18 protein-coding genes are annotated in these 19,546 nt (G+C 45.6%); all 18 read right to left on the bottom strand.

Annotated features, from left to right (window positions below):
- Positions 1–403: 403 nt before the first annotated feature.
- Positions 404–1,576, bottom strand: a complete 1,173-nt coding sequence (locus LKD36_RS11795) for an amidohydrolase family protein (RefSeq protein ID WP_308459712.1) — start codon at positions 1,574–1,576, stop codon at positions 404–406.
- Positions 1,573–3,060 (bottom strand): tripartite tricarboxylate transporter permease, encoded by a 1,488-nt coding sequence (locus LKD36_RS11790; protein ID WP_308459711.1) that lies wholly within the window; start codon positions 3,058–3,060, stop codon positions 1,573–1,575. The genes LKD36_RS11795 and LKD36_RS11790 overlap by 4 nt, the downstream gene beginning before the upstream one ends.
- A gap of 13 nt (positions 3,061–3,073) precedes the next feature.
- Positions 3,074–3,520, bottom strand: a complete 447-nt coding sequence (locus LKD36_RS11785; RefSeq protein ID WP_308459710.1) for a tripartite tricarboxylate transporter TctB family protein — start codon at positions 3,518–3,520, stop codon at positions 3,074–3,076.
- A 66-nt stretch (positions 3,521–3,586) separates the two neighbouring features.
- A complete protein-coding gene (locus LKD36_RS11780; protein ID WP_308459709.1) occupies positions 3,587–4,645 on the bottom strand; it encodes a tripartite tricarboxylate transporter substrate binding protein in 1,059 nt (352 codons plus the stop codon).
- Positions 4,646–4,689: 44 nt separating this feature from the next.
- Positions 4,690–6,057 (bottom strand): homoserine dehydrogenase, encoded by a 1,368-nt coding sequence (locus LKD36_RS11775; protein ID WP_308459708.1) that lies wholly within the window; start codon positions 6,055–6,057, stop codon positions 4,690–4,692.
- A 225-nt stretch (positions 6,058–6,282) separates the two neighbouring features.
- Positions 6,283–7,113: a DUF4392 domain-containing protein gene (locus LKD36_RS11770; protein ID WP_308459707.1), complete on the bottom strand. Its 831-nt coding sequence runs from the start codon at positions 7,111–7,113 to the stop codon at positions 6,283–6,285.
- Positions 7,113–7,892 (bottom strand): LamB/YcsF family protein, encoded by a 780-nt coding sequence (locus tag LKD36_RS11765; RefSeq protein ID WP_308459706.1) that lies wholly within the window; start codon positions 7,890–7,892, stop codon positions 7,113–7,115. The genes LKD36_RS11770 and LKD36_RS11765 overlap by 1 nt, the downstream gene beginning before the upstream one ends.
- 16 nt (positions 7,893–7,908) lie before the next feature.
- Positions 7,909–8,694, bottom strand: coding sequence for a putative hydro-lyase (locus LKD36_RS11760; protein ID WP_308459705.1), 786 nt, complete (start codon positions 8,692–8,694; stop codon positions 7,909–7,911).
- Positions 8,694–9,617 carry a 5-oxoprolinase subunit C family protein gene (locus LKD36_RS11755; protein WP_308459704.1) on the bottom strand — a complete coding sequence of 308 codons (924 nt, stop codon included), beginning with the start codon at positions 9,615–9,617 and terminating at the stop codon, positions 8,694–8,696. The genes LKD36_RS11760 and LKD36_RS11755 overlap by 1 nt, the downstream gene beginning before the upstream one ends.
- Before the next feature lie 14 nt (positions 9,618–9,631).
- Positions 9,632–10,345: a 5-oxoprolinase subunit PxpB gene (gene pxpB, locus LKD36_RS11750; RefSeq protein ID WP_118770782.1), complete on the bottom strand. Its 714-nt coding sequence runs from the start codon at positions 10,343–10,345 to the stop codon at positions 9,632–9,634.
- A 30-nt stretch (positions 10,346–10,375) separates the two neighbouring features.
- Entirely contained in the window at positions 10,376–11,218 is an 843-nt protein-coding gene (locus LKD36_RS11745) for an aminotransferase class IV (protein WP_308459703.1), read from the bottom strand.
- A 146-nt stretch (positions 11,219–11,364) separates the two neighbouring features.
- Positions 11,365–12,858, bottom strand: coding sequence for a 4-alpha-glucanotransferase (malQ, locus tag LKD36_RS11740; protein WP_308459702.1), 1,494 nt, complete (start codon positions 12,856–12,858; stop codon positions 11,365–11,367).
- 28 nt (positions 12,859–12,886) lie between these two features.
- Complete coding sequence (locus LKD36_RS11735) at positions 12,887–13,984, bottom strand: ABC transporter ATP-binding protein (RefSeq protein WP_118770784.1); 1,098 nt, start codon at positions 13,982–13,984, stop codon at positions 12,887–12,889.
- Between the two features lie 22 nt (positions 13,985–14,006).
- On the bottom strand, positions 14,007–15,023 hold the full coding sequence (locus tag LKD36_RS11730) for a LacI family DNA-binding transcriptional regulator (protein ID WP_118770785.1): 1,017 nt from the start codon (positions 15,021–15,023) through the stop codon (positions 14,007–14,009).
- A 10-nt stretch (positions 15,024–15,033) separates the two neighbouring features.
- Positions 15,034–15,876: a carbohydrate ABC transporter permease gene (locus LKD36_RS11725; RefSeq protein WP_118770786.1), complete on the bottom strand. Its 843-nt coding sequence runs from the start codon at positions 15,874–15,876 to the stop codon at positions 15,034–15,036.
- A gap of 1 nt (position 15,877) precedes the next feature.
- On the bottom strand, positions 15,878–16,729 hold the full coding sequence (locus tag LKD36_RS11720) for a carbohydrate ABC transporter permease (RefSeq protein WP_308459701.1): 852 nt from the start codon (positions 16,727–16,729) through the stop codon (positions 15,878–15,880).
- A gap of 77 nt (positions 16,730–16,806) precedes the next feature.
- Positions 16,807–18,177 carry an ABC transporter substrate-binding protein gene (locus tag LKD36_RS11715; protein WP_308459700.1) on the bottom strand — a complete coding sequence of 457 codons (1,371 nt, stop codon included), beginning with the start codon at positions 18,175–18,177 and terminating at the stop codon, positions 16,807–16,809.
- 317 nt (positions 18,178–18,494) lie between these two features.
- Positions 18,495–19,532, bottom strand: a complete 1,038-nt coding sequence (locus LKD36_RS11710; RefSeq protein ID WP_118770788.1) for a zinc-dependent alcohol dehydrogenase — start codon at positions 19,530–19,532, stop codon at positions 18,495–18,497.
- Between the last annotated feature and the right edge of the window lie 14 nt (positions 19,533–19,546).

The following is a 19,546-nucleotide window of genomic DNA, read 5'->3' as shown; positions in this document are numbered from 1 at the left end:
TTTTTCTCTTCAAATGCCATTCGAAAGACACTGTCCTTGTACTTTGCATTAATAAATTGTCTCTTCGTTTCTTTCCTCTGTTCTGCTGCAAGTTTTTCCAATGTAACTCCTTCCTCTCACATATGGATTCTGCGCAGAAAAGAGTCCTTTTCAGGCATCATGCCTTGTACTCCCTATTTCCGGAACTTCCATCCCCGCGGTTTCCATATCCAGTTGTGTTCATCGTCGGGAATGTTGCTCGAACTGAGCTTCCGAAAATGTGATTTGATAGATTTATATTTACTGTATGTTTATAATAACATATAGTTTTTTAGATTACAACATGTTTTTGTTATACAACGGAAAAAAGAACTGCTGTCACAGGAACTTTCATTCCTGTGACAGCAGCTCACAATTCTATTTTCTATCTTTTATAAATCTTTCCAGCTTTCATTACCAGCGATACATCCTTCAGAACGGTTACATCTTCCAGCGGATTTCCATCTACGGCAATTACATCGGCATTCAATCCGACTGCCAACTGTCCTTTCTTCTTCTCAACTCCGCACATCTGAGCAGCATTTACGGTCACTGCTTTCAGTGTTTCCAGAACTGTTGCGCCGCCTTCCTGCGCATATACCAGTTCTCTCCAGAGCAGACTGTGGTTTGCGTCTGTTCCGATCGTAAAACGAATCTTATGGCTCTGATAAATCTGGTTCATACACTGTCTGGAATACTCTCTTGCATTTCGCATTTTCTGAATCTGTGCATCCGGAAGATAGGGTTCTCTTTCCGGGTCAAGAACGATTCCCGATGTCATATCAATCCAGCCTTTATGTTCTTCTTCCACCAGTTTTACCTGCTCCGGTGTGATACTGTATACATGCTCGATGGAATCGATTCCTGCTTTTACACAATAATCAAGACCTTTTCCGCCAATACAATGTGCAGCGGTACGGATACCCATTCCCTTTGCCTCTTCTACAACCGTTTTAATCTCATCATAGGTGATGAAGCAGGGAACAAAATCTCCGGCTGCCGGAACCGGTGCTCCTGGAGTGACAAATATTTTCAGTACATCGACTCCATGGAACATATTTTCACGAGCAGTTCTTCTGAATTCTTCCACACCCGAATGAGGCATTCCGACAAATCCATGTCCATGACGGCTTCTCATTCCAATTCCGCACACAAGAAGATCCGGGCCTTCTACATTTCCCTGACGCACCTGTTCTCTTAATGTCACATCGATATAGTTTCTGTCGCCAAGGCATCTTGCAGTAGTAACACCTGCCATGAGATCGTCTTTCATATTCTTGATTGCCATTACCGTATGCTCGCAGGGTCCAAGCTCCATCATGCCTAAATGTCCTGCTACTCTGGCATCCATAGCCAGATGATTATGACATTCAAACAGACCCGGCATCAGTGTTTTTCCGGGAAGATCAATTTCTTCGGCATCCGGATACTGTTTTTTGGCATCATCTTTTTGTCCTACATAGACAATCTTCTCATCTTCTGTTACAACTGCTCCATTTTTGATTTCTTTCAGTTCCTGTCCTTCCAGAACCCGGTCTGCAGTTAAAAGATATCTCATGAAGTTTTACCCTCTTTCTTTTCCATACGCTTCTTAATAAATGGCCATGCAAATGATATTACTACCAGAAGTGCAAACACTATGGTATACGGTCTGGTGAACATCTGTAAAATATTATGCGGATACATTACCATTGTCTGACTAATTGCAGTTTCCAGCATACTTCCCAGAAGAAGTGCCAGCGCTACCGGCGACAACGGGTAATCATTCTTCACCATAATGTAACCGGCAATTCCTGCAATATAACACTGCAGCACATCAAACATACTTTTATTCGTTGCATAAGCACCTACAGTAGCCAGAATAACGATCATCGTTGCAAGGATACTCTTCGGGATAACCAATACAAAATTTGCAATTTTGCAGAAAAGAAGTCCTGCTATAACCATTAATACATTAATCACAACAAAACCAACCATTAATGTATACACCGTACCCGCATCTCTTGTGAATAGCTGTGAGCCTGGCTGCAGTCCATGGATATACATAGCACTTAAAAATAATGCTGCAGGAGCACTTCCTGGAATTCCAAGAGACAAAAGTGGAATCAAAGAACCACCAGTTACTGCATTATTAGCTGCCTCAGACGCAATAATTCCTTCTACTGATCCATTTCCAAATTCCTCTGGTTTCTTAGATGCTTTTTTCGCTTCATTATAAGATAAGAAAGCTGCAATATCCGGGCCCGCTGCGGGAATAATTCCAATTACAACACCAATAATAGTAGATCTGATCAGTGTCAGTTTATTTTTCAGGAAATCATTTGCCTTCAGGTACAGTTTTCCCGCTTCATTTACTTCTGAAAATCCTTCTCCGTCCGTCTCCAGCATCTGAAGAACTTCAGGGAATGAAAACAGTCCTATCAAAATCGGTACAAGTGAAATACCTGCATACAGATGAAGATTTCCAAATGTAAATCTCTGATATCCGACCTGTGGGTCCTGTCCGATAGTTGCCAGAAGTAATGCAAAGAATCCAACTAGTAGACCTTTTGCTGCATTACCTTCTACCAGAAGGCAAACAACGCTAAGACCAAACACTGCAATCATAATCTGTTCTGGCGGTCCTACTTTTAATGCGATTACCGTTAACACCGGAGCCATGAATAAAAGTGCCAATGCACTAAAAGCTCCACCAAAGGAAGAAGCAACCGTACAAAGAGCAAGCGCATGTCCACTCTCTCCTTTTCTGGTCAATGCTCTTCCTTCCATTGCTGTCGGAGCAGATGCAGGAGTTCCCGGAATTCCAAGTAAAATTGCCGGTATTGATCCTCCATATACCCCTCCGCAATACAGTCCTGATAATAATAGCATCGCACTAGCTGGTTCCAATACATATGAAAATGGTATAAATACTGCCACTGCCATTGTTGCTGAAAATCCGGGTAATGCTCCAAATATAATTCCTGCAAACAATCCTCCAATACACAGAAGCAGATTAAACGGCTGAAATACTGTGCTTAAGCCTAATAAAATTTCACTCATATAATCCCCTCCTCTACATTAGAATTCCTGCCGGAAGCCTGACAAACAGAAACTTAGAAAACAGGAAATACAGCAAAAATGCTGCCACTACAGGTAACACAGCAGTCACTACCTTATTGCGGTTCTTCAGATAAATCAAAGAATAAATTCCAAAGATTACTGTAGATACCACATATCCAAGTTTATCAATCAACATGATATAAGCAAAAATTGCTGCACAGTAAATTGCAATGTACAGAAAACGTTTTCCACTCATGCCCCCAACACTTTCTGCCAGTATTTGTTTTCTGTTAATAATCCACCGGATTGCAATAATTGCAATAAAGAAATAGCTGGCAATCACCATCACCATTGGATAGGTTCTTGCTGCCGGATTTGTATTACCAAGATCTACTGCAAAAATGGAAAGAATTAAAGCCAATCCTATGCAGATCAGAAGGTCCCATTTTTTTAGTCTCACATTTACACCTCTTCTTAAAATTATCGGCGGCTGTTGTTACAGCCGCCGGTATGACTAATTCACTGCTTACTGTGCCTGTGCTGCTGCGATAATCGCATCTTTATTTGCATTGAAATCGTCTTCCATGAACTGTGTGCAATCTTCATGACCAACTACATTTACAAAGTTGAAACCACCATCAGCAAGTTCTTTCTGGAAATCCTCATCTGCCATAACCTGTGCAAATACATCGTCATAGTATGCAATTACATCATCAGATGCACCTGCCGGGAGTACATAACTTCTCCACTGGGAGAATGTTGCGTCTACGCCCTGCTCTTTCATGGTCGGAACATCCGGCATAGATTCCATTCTTTCCGGACCTGTAGTTGCAAGTACAACCAGATCAGCATTATCAGCCATAGCCATGTACTCGGACGGGAATACACTTGTTACATCACAGTTTCCACCTGCTACTGCAACCAAGGAAGCATTTCCACCATCAAAAATCATCTTTCCAAACTGAGCACCTGTTGCATTCTCGACATTGATTCTTGGATAGGTCTGTGCAGTGAATTCCGGGCCACCCCATGTAACTTCACCCGGTTTGGATTTTGCAAGCTCTATCAGTTCATCCATTGTGGATACGCCAAGTTTCTTGTTTGCTACAATAACGGTTGCATCCTGCGAGAAAATTGCCAACTGTGTAAAGGAATCTTCCGTATAGGTAACACCTTCTACCAGGAACTGGTCATACAAATTTACATTACAGAACATACCAAGCGTGTAGCCATCCGGATCTGCCATAGAAATTGCAGTGTTTCCAATAGTTCCGGAACCTCCGGTCTGGTTATCTACTACAAAGTTTACTCCTGCATATTTCTCTGCATATTTTGCGAACAATCTGGCTGCGATATCCTGTCCACCACCTGCACCATACGGACAGATAACCGTTACCGGCTGCGTCGGTTTCCAGGCTGACTCACTTGCTGCCTCTGTACTGGTATCTTCTGTTTTCTCATCAGCTGTCTCTGTTTTTGCAGTATCAGTACTTGAAGCTGCACCAGTGTTTGATGAACCGCATCCCGCCAGAAGTGTTGCTCCCATTGCCGTTGCTAACAGTAACCCAAGCATTTTCTTTTTCATTGTAAAACCCTCCATTTTATAATGTTTTTAGTACTTTATAGTAGTTACAGGTTCAATCCCTGTACATAAAGTTTATAGATATCCAATCCGGACAGATCCACGTCATCCATGGTGATTGGCTGTCCTTTCTTTACTTCTCTTGTCAGTTCCGTACCGCTCAGCAGATAGTACGGTGCCAGATTCTGTACCTCTTTGCTTTCCAAGAGTTCCGGTGCCAGACCATCAATTTCATGATGATGTCCGTGTACTGTAAATTTCGTTCCTGCTTTCAGGTCCTCCTTTGCCACACCGGAGAGGACAGATACCTGACGGCAGTCTGTACGGGTTCCGATTCCAAGGAGATCACCCAGAAGAATGGTGATCGGACTTTCCAGTCCCATCATGTGGTACGGCCAGTAGATACATGCATATTTCTTATTTCTTCCTACTACATGACCTTTTGCTTCCAGCAGCTCCCACATCTTTGCATTGTCGCATTTTACGATAAGGTATTCGCCGCCTGCGAAGCTTGCTTCATCCACACCCCTTAAGTTATGGAAGACATCCACAACGCCTGTCTTCTTCAGAATTCCTCCATCTTCCTCTGGAATCAGGATGTCTGCCAGCTCACTTGGCTTTGCAATCGGATAATCCATGGTAGGTGTTGCCGGAACCAGACCTGTGATGTTGGATACCAGATTCATCTCGCAGAGATCTGCACAAATGACTTCTGTATATTTTCCAAGAAGCTTCTTTCTTTCTTCCAGTGTTTTGGTTCCTTCATATCTCCAGCAGTCCAGCATCTGAGGCATATCTTCCTCGATACCGCTGCCATCAGTATACGTAAGCTTTCCAGTCTCTCTGTCCCAGACGAAATCATACTCACTGGATTTTCCTGCTGCAATGATCTCCAATCCAAGTGTCTTTCCCCAGGAGATCAGGTCTACCAGATTTCTCGGCTGGTCTCCATTTACCAGTGCATAAACTGCCTGATTCTTTGCTGCCAGCTGGTGAAGTGCCGGTCCGCTGACACTGTCCGTTTCCTTTGAAACCATATAGACATTGATACCTTTATTGAGTGCTATCACTGCCGCATCGGAGCTTACTGTTGTATTTCCGGTACACTCTACAATACCGGTCACACCACATTCCATAACCATACGATAATCTGCCACAATGATGATGGCATCTTCCGGTGCTTTCTTAATTTCTTCCTCATCCTTGCATACAACGATTTTATTTTCGTCATAACCAATCTCTTTTAATACTGCCAGACACTCTTCCGGATGGCGGGAGCATACTGCCCGCAGTTCCATCAGATCCACATGAAGAATCTGAGCAAGTAATGTATATCCGTATCCACGGGTCGCGCCAATGATTCCGACTTTTGACTTTTTGCCGCCAGTTCCCGCAAACAGATTTGTATAATCCATAAGTGAAATACCTCTCCTTCTCTTATCTGCTTATGCCATAGTATTAAGCAAGAGCTGTGCCAAATTAAATTTTCGCTAATTTCTCGTCAAAATCCTGTTAATTTCTACACATCTTTCATAAATTCATTGCCGATCCATACGCAATGCAATGCAACTGCATTGCATTTAGGTTTAAAAAAAGAGACTGCCTGTTCAGCAGTCTCAAATCACGATTCTATCGCACTTTTATGCAATAGCTTCAGCCAGGGAATCCAGAATTTCTTTCTCCACCGTCATGTCAAATCCGTCCACCCCCATCTTCTTCTCTTTAAGAACGCCGTCCACACTGCCAATCTCCAGTGTAGCTGCCAGATAAGGCTCTGCTTCTTCATAGGTAAAGAGTACTTCTTCCCCGGACAGTTTCTGAAGCCATGCAGTCAGTGCATAAGCACCCCAGTTGGAAGTGGTTGCAATGATCAGGTCATCCACCGGTACTACGCAGGGATTCAGCTCCAGTTTCTCGGAAATAATATCTTTTACATTGCCCATGCCGATCTCATTACCACCGTCTCCCACACCAATGGTCGGAATGTGTTTTTCCGGTGCCAGTTCAAAGAGATGGTCAATTGCTGCTGTCTCGCTGGTAATGCTAACACCACGCATATTGGCATATTCATGCTCAGCGTTCTCACCGCAGCGTTCAATAGAGATCATATACACTGGATTATATTTATCCAGAATATCTTCATAGACCTGCTCATCTGCCGCAATGTCCACATACTCTACATCCAGCTGTTTCAGTTCAAAAAATCCCTTGCAATATTTATCCGTGACAACGACCGAATGAAATCCCAGATGGTTAAGGGCCTCCGCTACGGCAACGGTGCCAAGAGGGCCATCCGTTTCTGCATAACCAGCCACATAGAATCCGGTAGTCAGAAGAACGGTTCCACGCTCTGCGTGAAGAAGCTTTTCTGCTGCGGTCCTGCAATAGCCATCTCTCAGATACTTTTTCAGAATATTCATTCCTCTTTTAGAATAACGAAGCACTACGTCTTCCGGTGTTAATTTACTCATCATGACTCTCCCACAATAACTTCTTTCATCGGTACAATCACTACACCTGCTTTTTCCAGTTCCGAACGGATCTTCTGAACAAACAGGAGTGCCTTCTGTCCGTCGCCGTGAACACAGATGGAATCTGCCTGTACCTCTATCTTTTTACCGGTAATCGCGGTAACCGTTCCCTTTTGTACCATCTCCAGTACTCTTGCTACCGCTTCCTCTTCATCGGTAATCATGGCACCTTCCTGAGATCTTGGTACTAAGGTTCCATCTTCCATGTAAGCACGGTCTGCAAATACCTCACCGGCAGTCTTCAGCCCCAGTGCCTTTGCAGCTTTTACCATTTTGCCGCTTCCTGGTCCCAGAAGAATGAGATCCGGATTCACAGCCTTGATTCCTCTGCAGATGGCCTCTGCCAGTTTATCATCCTTCTCCGCCATATTATACATGGCTCCATGGGGTTTTACATGCTGCATGGCAATTCCATTCGCCCGGCAGAATGCTTCCAGTGCACCGATCTGATACATAACAATGTCTGTCACTTCTGCCGGCGCAACATTCATATTTCTTCGTCCGAATCCCACCAGATCCTGATAACCCGGATGAGCGCCTGCTGCCACACCACTCTCTGCTGCCATCTTCACCGTTCTGCTCATGACCACCGGATCAGATGCGTGGAATCCGCAGGCAATATTTGCCGATGTAATGAGCGGAAGAATCTGCTCATCCATCCCCAGTTTATAATTTCCAAAGCTTTCACCAAGATCACAGTTTAAATCTACTTTTTTCATTCTGCTCACTTCCTGCTCAGTATTTCAAATTGATATTTTTCACATCGGTCACCAGCATATGACCCGGTGCATGGGTAATACAAAAATCCGGTTTGGAATCCATAATCACATTTTGCGGCGTCACTCCACAGGGCCAGAATACGGGAACCTCCCCTTCATGAATCGTCACCATGTCACCGAAATCAGGATGCAGCAGATCGGTAATTCCGATCACTTCCGGTGCTCCGATATGAATCGGTGCTCCGTGAACCTTCGGCATATCTCCGGTGATCAGTACCGCTTTCGGAATCAGATCATAAGGAATCGGACGCATGCTCACCACCATATTTCCATGGAAAACACCTGCCGGTGCGCATGGGATATTGGTCTTATACATGGGAACGTTGCAGCCCTCCTCAATATGGCGGACCGGAACTCCTGCTTCCAGAAGATCAGCTTCAAAAGAGAAGCTGCAGCCGATCAGAAAGCTGACCAGATCCTCTCGCCAAAGGTCCGACACATCCTGAAATTCTCCTTTCAGCTCGCCATGTTCATAGAGCCGGTATTTCGGAATTTCTTTTGCAATATCACATCCCGGAGCAATGGTTTTCAGATAGCGGTCTCCCACATCTCCTACTTCCAGAATCGGGCAGGATCTGGGATTTCTCTGGGTAAAGAGTAAAAAATCATAAGCATATTTTTTCGGAATAATAACCAGATTCGCCTGTGCATATCCGCCGCTCATGCCTGCCGTGGGTCCGGTAATTTTTCCTTCTGAGATCAGCTTCCGGATCTCCTGTGGTTTCATATGATAATAATCCATTAAAAGCACTCCTTTTCCCGTTCTTTTCTGCTGATCTCCTGGACTTCCTCCACCGACACTTTCCGAAATCGGATCCGATCTCCCGGCTTACACTGGGCCACTTTCGAAAGATCTGCCTGGGTGACAGTTCCGATTTTGGCATATCCACCGGTAGTCTGATGGTCTGCCATCAGGATAATCGGTTTTCCGCTGGATGGAATCTGAATAGAGCCAAAGACAATACCGTCTGATACAATATCCGTTCCGTTTTTACTTTCCACTTCCGGTCCTTCCAGCCGATACCCCATCCGGTCGCAGGACTCCGTCACTTCATAGCTTTCCGAATAAAAATGATGAATTCCTGCTTCTGTAAAATATTCTTCCTGTGGTCCCGGCACAACAGATACCAACACTTCCTTCGGGTAATCCGGCACCGATACTTTCCGGTCTTTCACTTCATCCCAGCTATGTAATGCTTCTCCAATGGGAAGTTCGTCTCCCATCTGCAGTGCACGTCCTTCATGCCCTCCGATACCGCATTTCAGGTTCGTAGAATAACTGCCCATCACTTTCGGCACTTCAAATCCGCCTGCCACAGCCAGATAGGTACGGCATCCGGTCTTTGCCATGCCAAGGTTCAGCACCCCGCCTGCAGGTACCTTCACCGCCTGGTTCATGGCAATTGGTTTCTGATTCACCGTCGGCTGCATATCTGCACCGGTCAGCGCGATAACCGTATCCTCTTCAAATCTACAGCTTCCGCCATAAAGGGTCATCTCCAGCACCGCTGCTCCCCCTTCATTTCCGACCAGATAGTTTGCTTTACGATAAGCCGCCGTATCCATCACTCCGGAACAGGTCATGCCGGATTTCTGGTACCCGAAACGTCCCAGATCCTGCACGGTGGTCAGCACACCCGGAATCACAACTTTCATTGTCTTCATAGTGCTTTCCTCCTTTACTCCTCTGTGACTTCTATCTGATACTTGCCGTCCAGCACTGCCCGACGGATATCGTAGTAATCCATAATTGTAATGGGTACAAAACGAATATAATCTCCCGCCTGTACCAGAATTGGCTGTTCCCGGTTCGGGTCATACATGTCAATCGGGGTCTCTCCCATAAGCCGCCAGCCGCCCGGTGAATCCATAGGATAAATGCCTGTCTGGCTTCCGCCAATCCCTACAGCTCCCCTGCTGATCTTCAGTCTCGGCGACTTCAGACGCGGCACATGAATTCTCTCATCCAGTCCTCCAAGATAAGCAAATCCCGGAAGAAATCCAAGCATATAGACTTTATAATCCACAGAACTGTGAATGTCAATCATCTCTTTCCGATCCAGCCCTGTCAACTGTTCCATGTCTGCCAGATCCGGACCAAACCGCGCCCCATAACAGCATGGAATTTTCAAAATCCGCTTTTTCGTCTTCTGTTCTGTCTTCAGATTCCGGGCCAGTTCCTCGATTTTATCTGCAGCTTCCCGATACGACAGCTGATAAGAATCATAATAGATCAGAAGCGACCGGAAGGTAGGAACCACCTCTCCAATTCCCGGAATCTGCTGTTCTTCTATTTTTGCAGCCAACGCATGTACCTGATCATTGACTGCCTCATCAATCCGGTCACCAAACTCCGCTACCAGAACCTGATCACCTGCTGCCATAAGTTTCATGATGAAAGAACTCCTTTCCACGTCCTGCTTTTATATTGCTGTAGCCTCTGTAAATTCGTCGATCAGTGCGGCCCGGATCTTTTCCAGAAGTTCCGGTGCCTTTCCGCCTACCGGTCTGCCGTCCAGTTCATTTGCATGGAGACACAGGTTACTGGAACTGGTCACCAGAACCTCATCTGCATTGTACATTTCATCCAGCGTGTATGGAGTTTCACTTACCGGAATCTCCAGTTTCTTACACATCCGGATCAGATGAGCTCTTGCAATACCCGGAAGAATCAGATTATCGGTCGGTGCGGTAATCAACTTGCCATCTTTTATAATATGGCAGTTGCTGTGGGCGCATTCTGTAACCCTTCCGCCCGGTCTGTAGAATACCGTCTCATCTGCTCCGGCTTTCTTAGCCTTCTCGGCTGCCATAACAGATGGGATCAGATTCAGAGTTTTAATATTACAGTGGAAAAATCGGGTATCTTCCGTGCTGATCAGTTTGATGGGTTTCATTCCATCGGAAATCTCAGCCGGTTTCAGCATGATCCAGAGATTTCCAGGACCTTCTGTAAATACATGATTCCGGATTCCGGTTCCTCTGGTCAGCTGATAATATACAAACAAATTGCCCGTATCCATCTTATTTACCATTTCCTGAAGGAGATCTTTTAATTCCTGCTTGGTTACCGGCATCTTCATATCCAGAAGTCTGGCACTGTTAAAGAATCGGTCGATATGCTCATCAATGGCAAAAATTTTATAATTTCGTGCAGGACCTGCATCATACACACCATCACCGAACCAGCATACTCTGTCATTCATCGGGACTGTCATCTCATCCAGTTCACCAAATTTTCCATTGTAATAACCCAGTGTTTTCATAGCTATCTCCTCCATCGTTTCCGAACAAACAAAAAACGATGGCAATTTCCTCTTCAGGAAAACACCATCGTTTTTCGCTTGTTCTTATATTGATGGGACTAATTATACGACCTTTCATTCAAAAGTCAATGTAAAATTTATGGCATTTACCTGCATCTTCCGTAAATTTTAATCTCATTTCGGATTTTTTCCGACAATTCCGACGTGAAACTGCCTTTCAATGCCCTCCATTTCCAGTTCTTTCCTACTGTAGATGGAGTATTCATCCGTGACCAGCTTCCCAGTCCCAGAAGATCCTGGGCCTGCACAATGGTAAGTCCGGCAGCGCTCTCCCAGATGGCCCGCATCATCTTCCAGTTGATATCTTCCGCGGTGTCTGTATGCAGGTAACGAAACGCTTGTTTCACATCTTCCGGTTCTGCGGAAGTCACCCAGCCTACGGATGTATCATTATCATGGGTTCCTGTATAAGCCACGCAGTTTTCCGGGTAATTTTCCGGCAGGTACATATCTCCGCCGCCATCCCGGCTGTCAAATGCGAACTGAAGCAGCTTGATGCCCGGGAAACCGCTGTCTGACAATAATTTTTTTACCGAATCTGTCATATAGCCGAGATCTTCTGCCATAATGTTCTGCTTGCCGATCTTCTGCTCCACGGTAGAAAACAAATCCATTCCGGGTCCCTGTTTCCAATGTCCTCTCTGGGCGTTGGCATCGCCATAAGGAATAGCAAAATAGGAATCAAATCCACGGAAATGATCAATCCGCAGCATATCGTAAACATTGCACAGATACTGAATTCTGGCTACCCACCAGCTGTATCCGTCTTTTTCCATATAGTCCCAGTCGAAGAGTGGATTGCCCCACAACTGTCCGTCTGCGGAAAATCCATCCGGCGGACATCCTGCCACTTCTCTTGGCACTTTATCTCCGTCCAGCTGAAACAGTTCCGGATGTGCCCACACATCTACGCTGTCCAATGACACATAGATGGGAAGGTCTCCAATGATCTTCACACCATGCTCATTCGCATAAGTTCTGAGGGCTTTCCACTGCTCAAAAAACAGATACTGCATGATCTTCCAGAACTGTATCTTTTTCATACACTTCAGGAGCACCAGATCCAGCACGTTTTTATCTCTGTTTCTCAGTTCCGGCTCCCATTCCTGCCATGGTTTACCGTCATGCGCTTCCTTCAGCGCCATAAACAGAGCATAGTCATCAAGCCAGTATGCGTTATTCCGGCAGAATGTCTCATAGCTTTCCGGTATCTGCTCAGCAAATCGTTCTGCCGCTTTTCGGAGCACCGGATACCGGCTCTCATAAATCTTTCCATAATCCACCTGCTTCGGATCATTTCCCCAGTCCCGCTCCTTATATTCTTCCGGGAGCAGCAGTCCCTGCTCACACAGCAGATCAAGATCAATAAAATACAGATTTCCTGCGTAAGTAGAGAAAGACTGATAAGGGGAATCTCCGTAACTGGTGGGGCAGATGGGCAGCATCTGCCAGTAACTCTGACCGGCAGCTTCCAGAAAGTCCACAAACTTTCTGGCTTCCACGCCCATCGTACCAATTCCATATTCTGAAGGCAGTGAAGAAAGATGCATCAGGACTCCGCTGCATTTCGACTTCATCATGATTTTCTCCTCTGAATCCTTATTTTTCTTAATGACAGATGATCTCTTCTGTCTCTGCATCAAATACATGAATCTTATTCGTATCCAATGCCAGTTTTACATGATCCTCTGCTTTGATGCCCGTGCGGGACGGCACTCTTGCCACCAGATTCTGTCCGGCGCAGGTCAAATAAAGATAAATCTCAGAACCCATCATCTCTGCCAGATCTACATTGGCCTCAATGTTGGATGCCTCGGAAATGCTTAAGAAGGATTCTTCTGCATGAATATCTTCCGGCCGGATACCAAGAATTACTTCTTTGCCTACGTAAGTTTCCAGCTCCGGCTTCTGAACCGGAATCCGGTACTCACCAAAAGCAAGTGCATAGTTATCGCCGTTTTTCTCCACTTTTGCGTTCAGGAAGTTCATCTGCGGAGAGCCGATAAATCCTGCTACAAACTTATTGCACGGATAGTTATAAAGTGCCTGCGGTGTATCTACCTGCTGGATAATTCCGCCTTTCATAACCACAATGCGGTCGCCCATAGTCATAGCTTCCGTCTGGTCATGGGTAACATAGACAAAGGTCGTCTGGAGACGTTTGTGAAGCGCTGCGATCTGGCTTCTCATCTCAGTACGGAGCTTCGCATCCAGGTTGGACAGCGGCTCGTCGAGAAGGAATACGGAAGGATTTCTTACCATGGCACGTCCCAGTGCCACACGCTGTCTCTGTCCACCGGAGAGTGCTTTCGGTTTCCGGTCCAGATACTCTTCCAGTCCAAGAATCTTTGCTGCTTCATGTACCTTTTTATCGATTTCATCCTTCGGCGTTTTTCTTAATTCCAGTGCAAACGCCATATTTTTATACACGGTCATATGCGGATACAGAGCATAGCTCTGGAATACCATGGCAATGTCCCTGTCCTTGGGTGCCACATTATTTACCAGACGGTCGCCAATGTAAAGCTCTCCATCGGATACTTCCTCCAGACCGGCAATCATACGAAGCGTGGTAGATTTTCCACATCCGGACGGTCCTACCAGTACAATAAACTCTTTATCTTTAATTTCCAGATTGAGATCCGGAACTACCACATTACCTTTATCATATACTTTCTTTACATGCTTAAATGTAATATCTGCCATCTTTTTTTCCTCCTTATTCTGCTCAAACCTTTACTGCACTTTCTCCCATCACAAGATCAAATGGGAGCAGTTCATGCACTGCAACCAGTTCTTCCTCCTGCTCCTCGTCCATGCAGGAGAGCAGAATCTCCATGCTCCTGTCTGCGATCCGTTCTCTGTCCTGACGAATCGTGGTCAGCCTGGGAGTGAGATAATTTCCAAGTTCAATTCCATCAAATCCTATGACTGAAATGTCTTCCGGCACTTTCAGGCCTCTGTCACAAATTGCCCGGATTGCTCCCATAGCCAGTACATCCGCCATGGCAAATACCGCTGTCAAATCCGGCATCCGATCAAGCAGTGCATTCATGGCGCGGTACCCTTCTTCCATGGAAAAGAGTGCTGGTTCATACTGTTTTTTCCGGTCAAATGCCATTTTGTGCTTCTGGAATGCATCCGCACATCCTACACATCTGGTGTAAGCGGCATGGGATTTTTCCATACGGCCTCCTAAGATGCCGATATTCTTATGGCCCAGGTTCATCAGATACTCCACCGCTGCTTCGGCTCCCTTTGCATCATCCGTACTGACACTGGAGAGATTCCGAAAATGAAGCTGCTCCGCTGAGTTGGTAACCAGAACGCAGGGAACGTCAATTCGTGCAAACCGCTCCTGAAAGAACTTCAGATTACTTCCCAGAAACAGAATCCCTTTCGGATGCCGTTCCAGGCAGACACTTTCCGCCTGTTCGACCTCATTTTCTTCCTCACCAATGTAATAGATGAAGCAGGCAAAATCTTTTTCCTCAATCAGTCCCTGCAGTTGCTCCACAATGGAAGCAAACAGCATATTCTGGGAACCTTTGACAATAATGGCAATTCCGCTGCTGGCCTGCTGCTTCAGATGCTTGGCATTGTTATTCAGTTTGAAGTGGTGTCTCTCCACCACCTCCATAATGGTCTTCCGTGCTTTTTCTGACACATCCGGATGATTGTTAAGTACACGGGATACGGTTCCCACCGCGTATCCGGATTCTTTTGCAATATCTTTGATTGTCATAGGTACTTGTTTAGCCTTTTACAGCTCCTGCAGCTACTCCTTTAATAATATGTTTCTGACCAACCAGATAAACAATAACGATCGGTATGACAGTTAACATAATGCTGGCCATCATCGGTCCCATCTCAACCTTTCCGTAGCTTCCACGGAAATACTGGATCAACATCGGGATGGTCTTATAACTCTTAATATCCAGTACCAGCGTCGGCAGGAGGTAATCATTCCATACCCACATAGCCTCCAGAATTCCTACAGAAACCATGGTCGGCTTCAGAATCGGAAGCACAATCAGGAAGAAGGTCTGGATCGGATTGCAGCCGTCAATCATGGCTGCCTCTTCAATTTCCAACGGAATGGATTTCATGAATCCAGCAAACATGAAGACCGCAAGTCCTGCACCAAATCCCAGATAGATGACCCAGATGTTCCACGGCGTATTGAGCTTCAATCGGTCTGCCGTCTGGGAAAGGGTAAACATAACCATCTGGAAGGGTACAACCATGGAAAATACAAACAGGAAGTAAAGTCCCTGGGAAATCACACCCTTCACCCTTGTGATATACCAGGCACACATGGAGCAGCAAATGAGAATTGCCACAACAGATGTAAGGGTAATCAGAAGGCTGTATCCAAGGCTCTGTAAAAATCCTTTGGATGCAATGGCATTTACATAGTTTTCAAGTCCTGCAAACCCATCCGCCGTCGGCAAGGTAAATGCACCTGCCGTAGTGATGGTCGTCTCTTTTTTCAGCGAGTTAAAAAGGATCATAATGATCGGATATACATACAGAAGCGCCAGGATGGTTAATACAACAGTCCAGATGCGGTCTGCAATTTTTTTCTTTTTTCCCATCTTACTGCTGCACCTCCCTTGAACGCGTTGCTTTCAGCTGAATCATGGAAATGACAATGACCAGCAGGCAGAACAATACTGCCTTTGACTGTCCAAGTCCCTTCCACTGGGCTCCGGCCCTTGCATAAAACGTCTGATAAATATTCAACGCCATCATCTCCGTCATGTGGTTCGGATCACCACCGGTCAACGCCAGGTTCTGGTCAAAGAGTTTGAAGGAGTTGGTCAGTGTCAGGAATACACAGATCGTGATAGACGGCATAACCATAGGAAGTTTTACCTTCCATAAGGTCTCCCATGGCGTCGCTCCGTCGATGGCTGCTGCCTCGATGAGATCATCGGATACATTCTGAAGACCGGCGATATAAATGATCATCATATAACCGATCTGCTGCCAGCACATAAGGATAATCAGTCCCCAGTATCCCGCGGAACTGTTCAGTGCCAGAAGCGGCTGTCCTACGATGGACAGAATACAGTTAATCAGAATCTGCCAGATATAGCCCAGCACGATTCCACCGATCAGATTCGGCATAAAGAAAATAGTACGGAACACATTGGTTCCTTTCAACTGTCTGGTCAGAAGCAATGCCAGAGCAAATGCAATCACATTGATAAGTACAATGGATGCCACCGCAAACATTACGGTAAATTTAAAAGATGAAAGAAAAGAACTGTCTGCCAGCGCGCTCTGATAGTTTGACAAACCAGTAAAGGTTGCATTATTTACTGTCGTGAACTGACAGAAGGACAGGTACAGTCCCTGAATAAACGGAATGATAAATCCGATCGTAAATGCCAGCAGTGTGGGCAATACGAAGACCGGCGAATACCGTTTGATTGCTTTTTCCATAAAGCCACTCCCTCCCCTTTCAAGGCGTAAAAAGGGCAGGCAAGTCTCTTGCCCGCCCCTCATCATCATACTATCAATTACTGTCCGTTTGCCAGCTGATACTCTGTTGCCCATCCATCTACGAATGCAGATACAACAGCGTCCCAGTTTGCATCAGTTTCATCTGCTGCATAAGCGGTAAGTGCCTGGCCTAAGCCGTTCTTCCACTCTTCAGACGGCATGGTAGTGAAGTTCCATGATACCGGAGTCTTGCCTGCTGCAGTGTACTCTGTATCCTGTTTTACGAACAGGTTCTGAGATTCCTGAGCACCCTTGAACGGAATTACAAATCCCATATCCTCTGCCATGGTCTTGGTTCCAAGATCAGAGGTTACACACCAGTTCATGAAGTCCAGAGTTGCCTGAATGTCAGCCTCGTCTGCCTGATTGTTTACACACCAGTAATTCTCAGTACCGGTACACAGTCCCTGATTAGCCTCATCGCCAGCTCCGATATAGATCGGGATCATAGCGAGATCATCATCTGTAAGAGCTCCATCTGCTGTCAGGTTTCCATACTCCCAGGAACCATTCTGGAAGAATACTGCCTCGCCTGCAAGGAATTCGTTTCTGGAGTCATCACCGGTCTTTGCAGAAAGCTCGGACGGATCACAGGTGCTGTTGTTGATGTACAGATCCCAGATATTGCGGTAGTTATCAAGATAGGTTCCTTTGATTGCATCTGTACTGTCAATGCCATCTGCCTGATACTCAAAGTAGATCGGCAGGTTTGCCAGATGGGTCTTGAATCTCCAGTCAGAAGATCCATCCATACCAGCGGAAGTAAATGCTGCGAAGCCAAGCTCAGAAGATCTTGCGGTGATATCCTCTGCTACTTTCTTCAGATCATCGAAGGACTGAATGTCGTCGATGGTGTAGCCTGCAGTCTGAAGCAAGGTTTTATTTACGATCAGTCCGTAGGACTCGATTACATATGCGATTCCGTATACGGTGTCGCCTTCTTTTAATGCGTAGCTGTCGCTGGTCAGCTGGCTGTAAATATCAGATCCTGCCAGATCGTAGCAGTAATCTTTCCAGTTTGCCAGTCCAACAGGTCCGTTTACCTGGAACAGAGTCGGAGCACCGCTCTTGCCCATCTCACTCATCAGGGTTGTCTCATAGTTTCCGGAAGCTGCTGTTACAACGGTTACCGGTACGCCGGTCTCTTCGGTGTAAGCTTTTGCCAGATCCTGCCACTGCTGATCCTGCTCCGGTTTGAAGTTCAGGTAATAAACAGAGCCTTCTGCATCAGATGCTGTGGTCTCAGCTGCAGTGCTCTCAGCTGCTGCACTGTCAGTCTTGGTGTCTGCTGCGCTGCTGCTTCCTCCGTTTGAGGAACCGCCGCATCCAGTCAGTGCGGTAGCTGCCAATGTGCATGCCATGGTCATTGCTACTAATTTTCTCTTCATATTGAAATCCTCCCGTTTATTATCTGGAAACGTTTCCAGTTCTTATGCATCTATCATAGAGCTTTTTCACAACAAATGCAAGCGAATTCTGTCGTTCATTGTTATTTTCGTCATAAGTACAAATTTCATCCTCTCATTTTTGTGTAATATTACTCCATTTTCTTGTTATTCCCACGGTTTTGTAGTATCTTGGATAGAGAAAGAGAGGACTTGTTATGAATACCATCGCAACAAAAAAATCCGCCTGTTCTTAGACGGATTTTTTTATGGAAGCCGGGAACTGCTTCCTTCTTTCCTGAAATTCTGACAGATGAGTTTTAGAAACGAATGGCAATTTTTCCTTTATTTTTCTTTGCTTTGAAATATTCAATTGCCTCTACGCTGTCTTTAAAGTCAAACACATCAGATATATAATTGGAGCCTTTCAGTACGCCCTGCTTCATAAGCTCTATAATCTCATCATGCACCGATGCTTCTTCTGCCTTTGACGGCCACTGAGCAAAGCGCAGATTGAAGCAGAACGGTGCCTCTTCCCAGTTGATCAGATGCTCACTCTTTGCAGTTTCCCCGTAAACACATACATCACCAAAATTCTTTACCAGCTTCAGATTCTGATTGATCAATGAGGGAATGCCGGCTGCATCCAAAATCATATCTGCTTTGTCCGGAAGGATTTTCAGTACCTCTTCCATTACATTGCACTGATCAAAATTCAGCGTATAATCCGCACCACATGTTCTGGCTGATTCCAGTTTTTTCTCTGTATGATCCACACTGATGATCGGAGAAAGTCCCATATATTTGGCCAGAGTAATAAATACCAGGCCCACCGGTCCTGCACCATAGATTACCAGGCTTTTTCCTTTCCGGAATCCCAGACGTTTCATGGTAGAATATACTTCCCGATAAGTCACGATCATGGCTGCTTCCACATCATCAAATTCCTGCGGGATTTTCTTTTGTGCCAGATTGCCTTCTGTCAGGACGCCGTCACCAACCGTATGTCCATCTTCCATCATAGCCTCAGCGTCACCAATAACTGCGTATTCTGCAAAAGCTCCCCAGGTGGAATAGAAGTCTTCTCCATCATCCAGAAATGGAAGAACGATTTTATCGCCCACGGCAAAATTTTTCACTTTGCTTCCAACTGCCTCTACACGGCCCACACCTTCATGGCCAAGCACCGTGGGATAATTGTGAAATCCCTTCAGGACATCATATATGATTTCCTTGTCGGTACCACATAAAGCTCCCGCTGTCACCCGGACCAGTGCCTGGTATTCACTAATTTCCGGCTTCTTCATTTCCTCCAGACTTGCATGTCCATCCTTCCAGATTACTAAACCCTTCATCATTGCAACCCTCCTGA

The organism is Hominiventricola filiformis (assembly GCF_020686965.1).
GTDB lineage: Bacteria > Bacillota > Clostridia > Lachnospirales > Lachnospiraceae > Hominiventricola > Hominiventricola filiformis.
The sequence above is the reverse complement of the archived record's forward strand: the minus strand, read 5'-3'. Positions and strand labels throughout refer to the sequence as shown.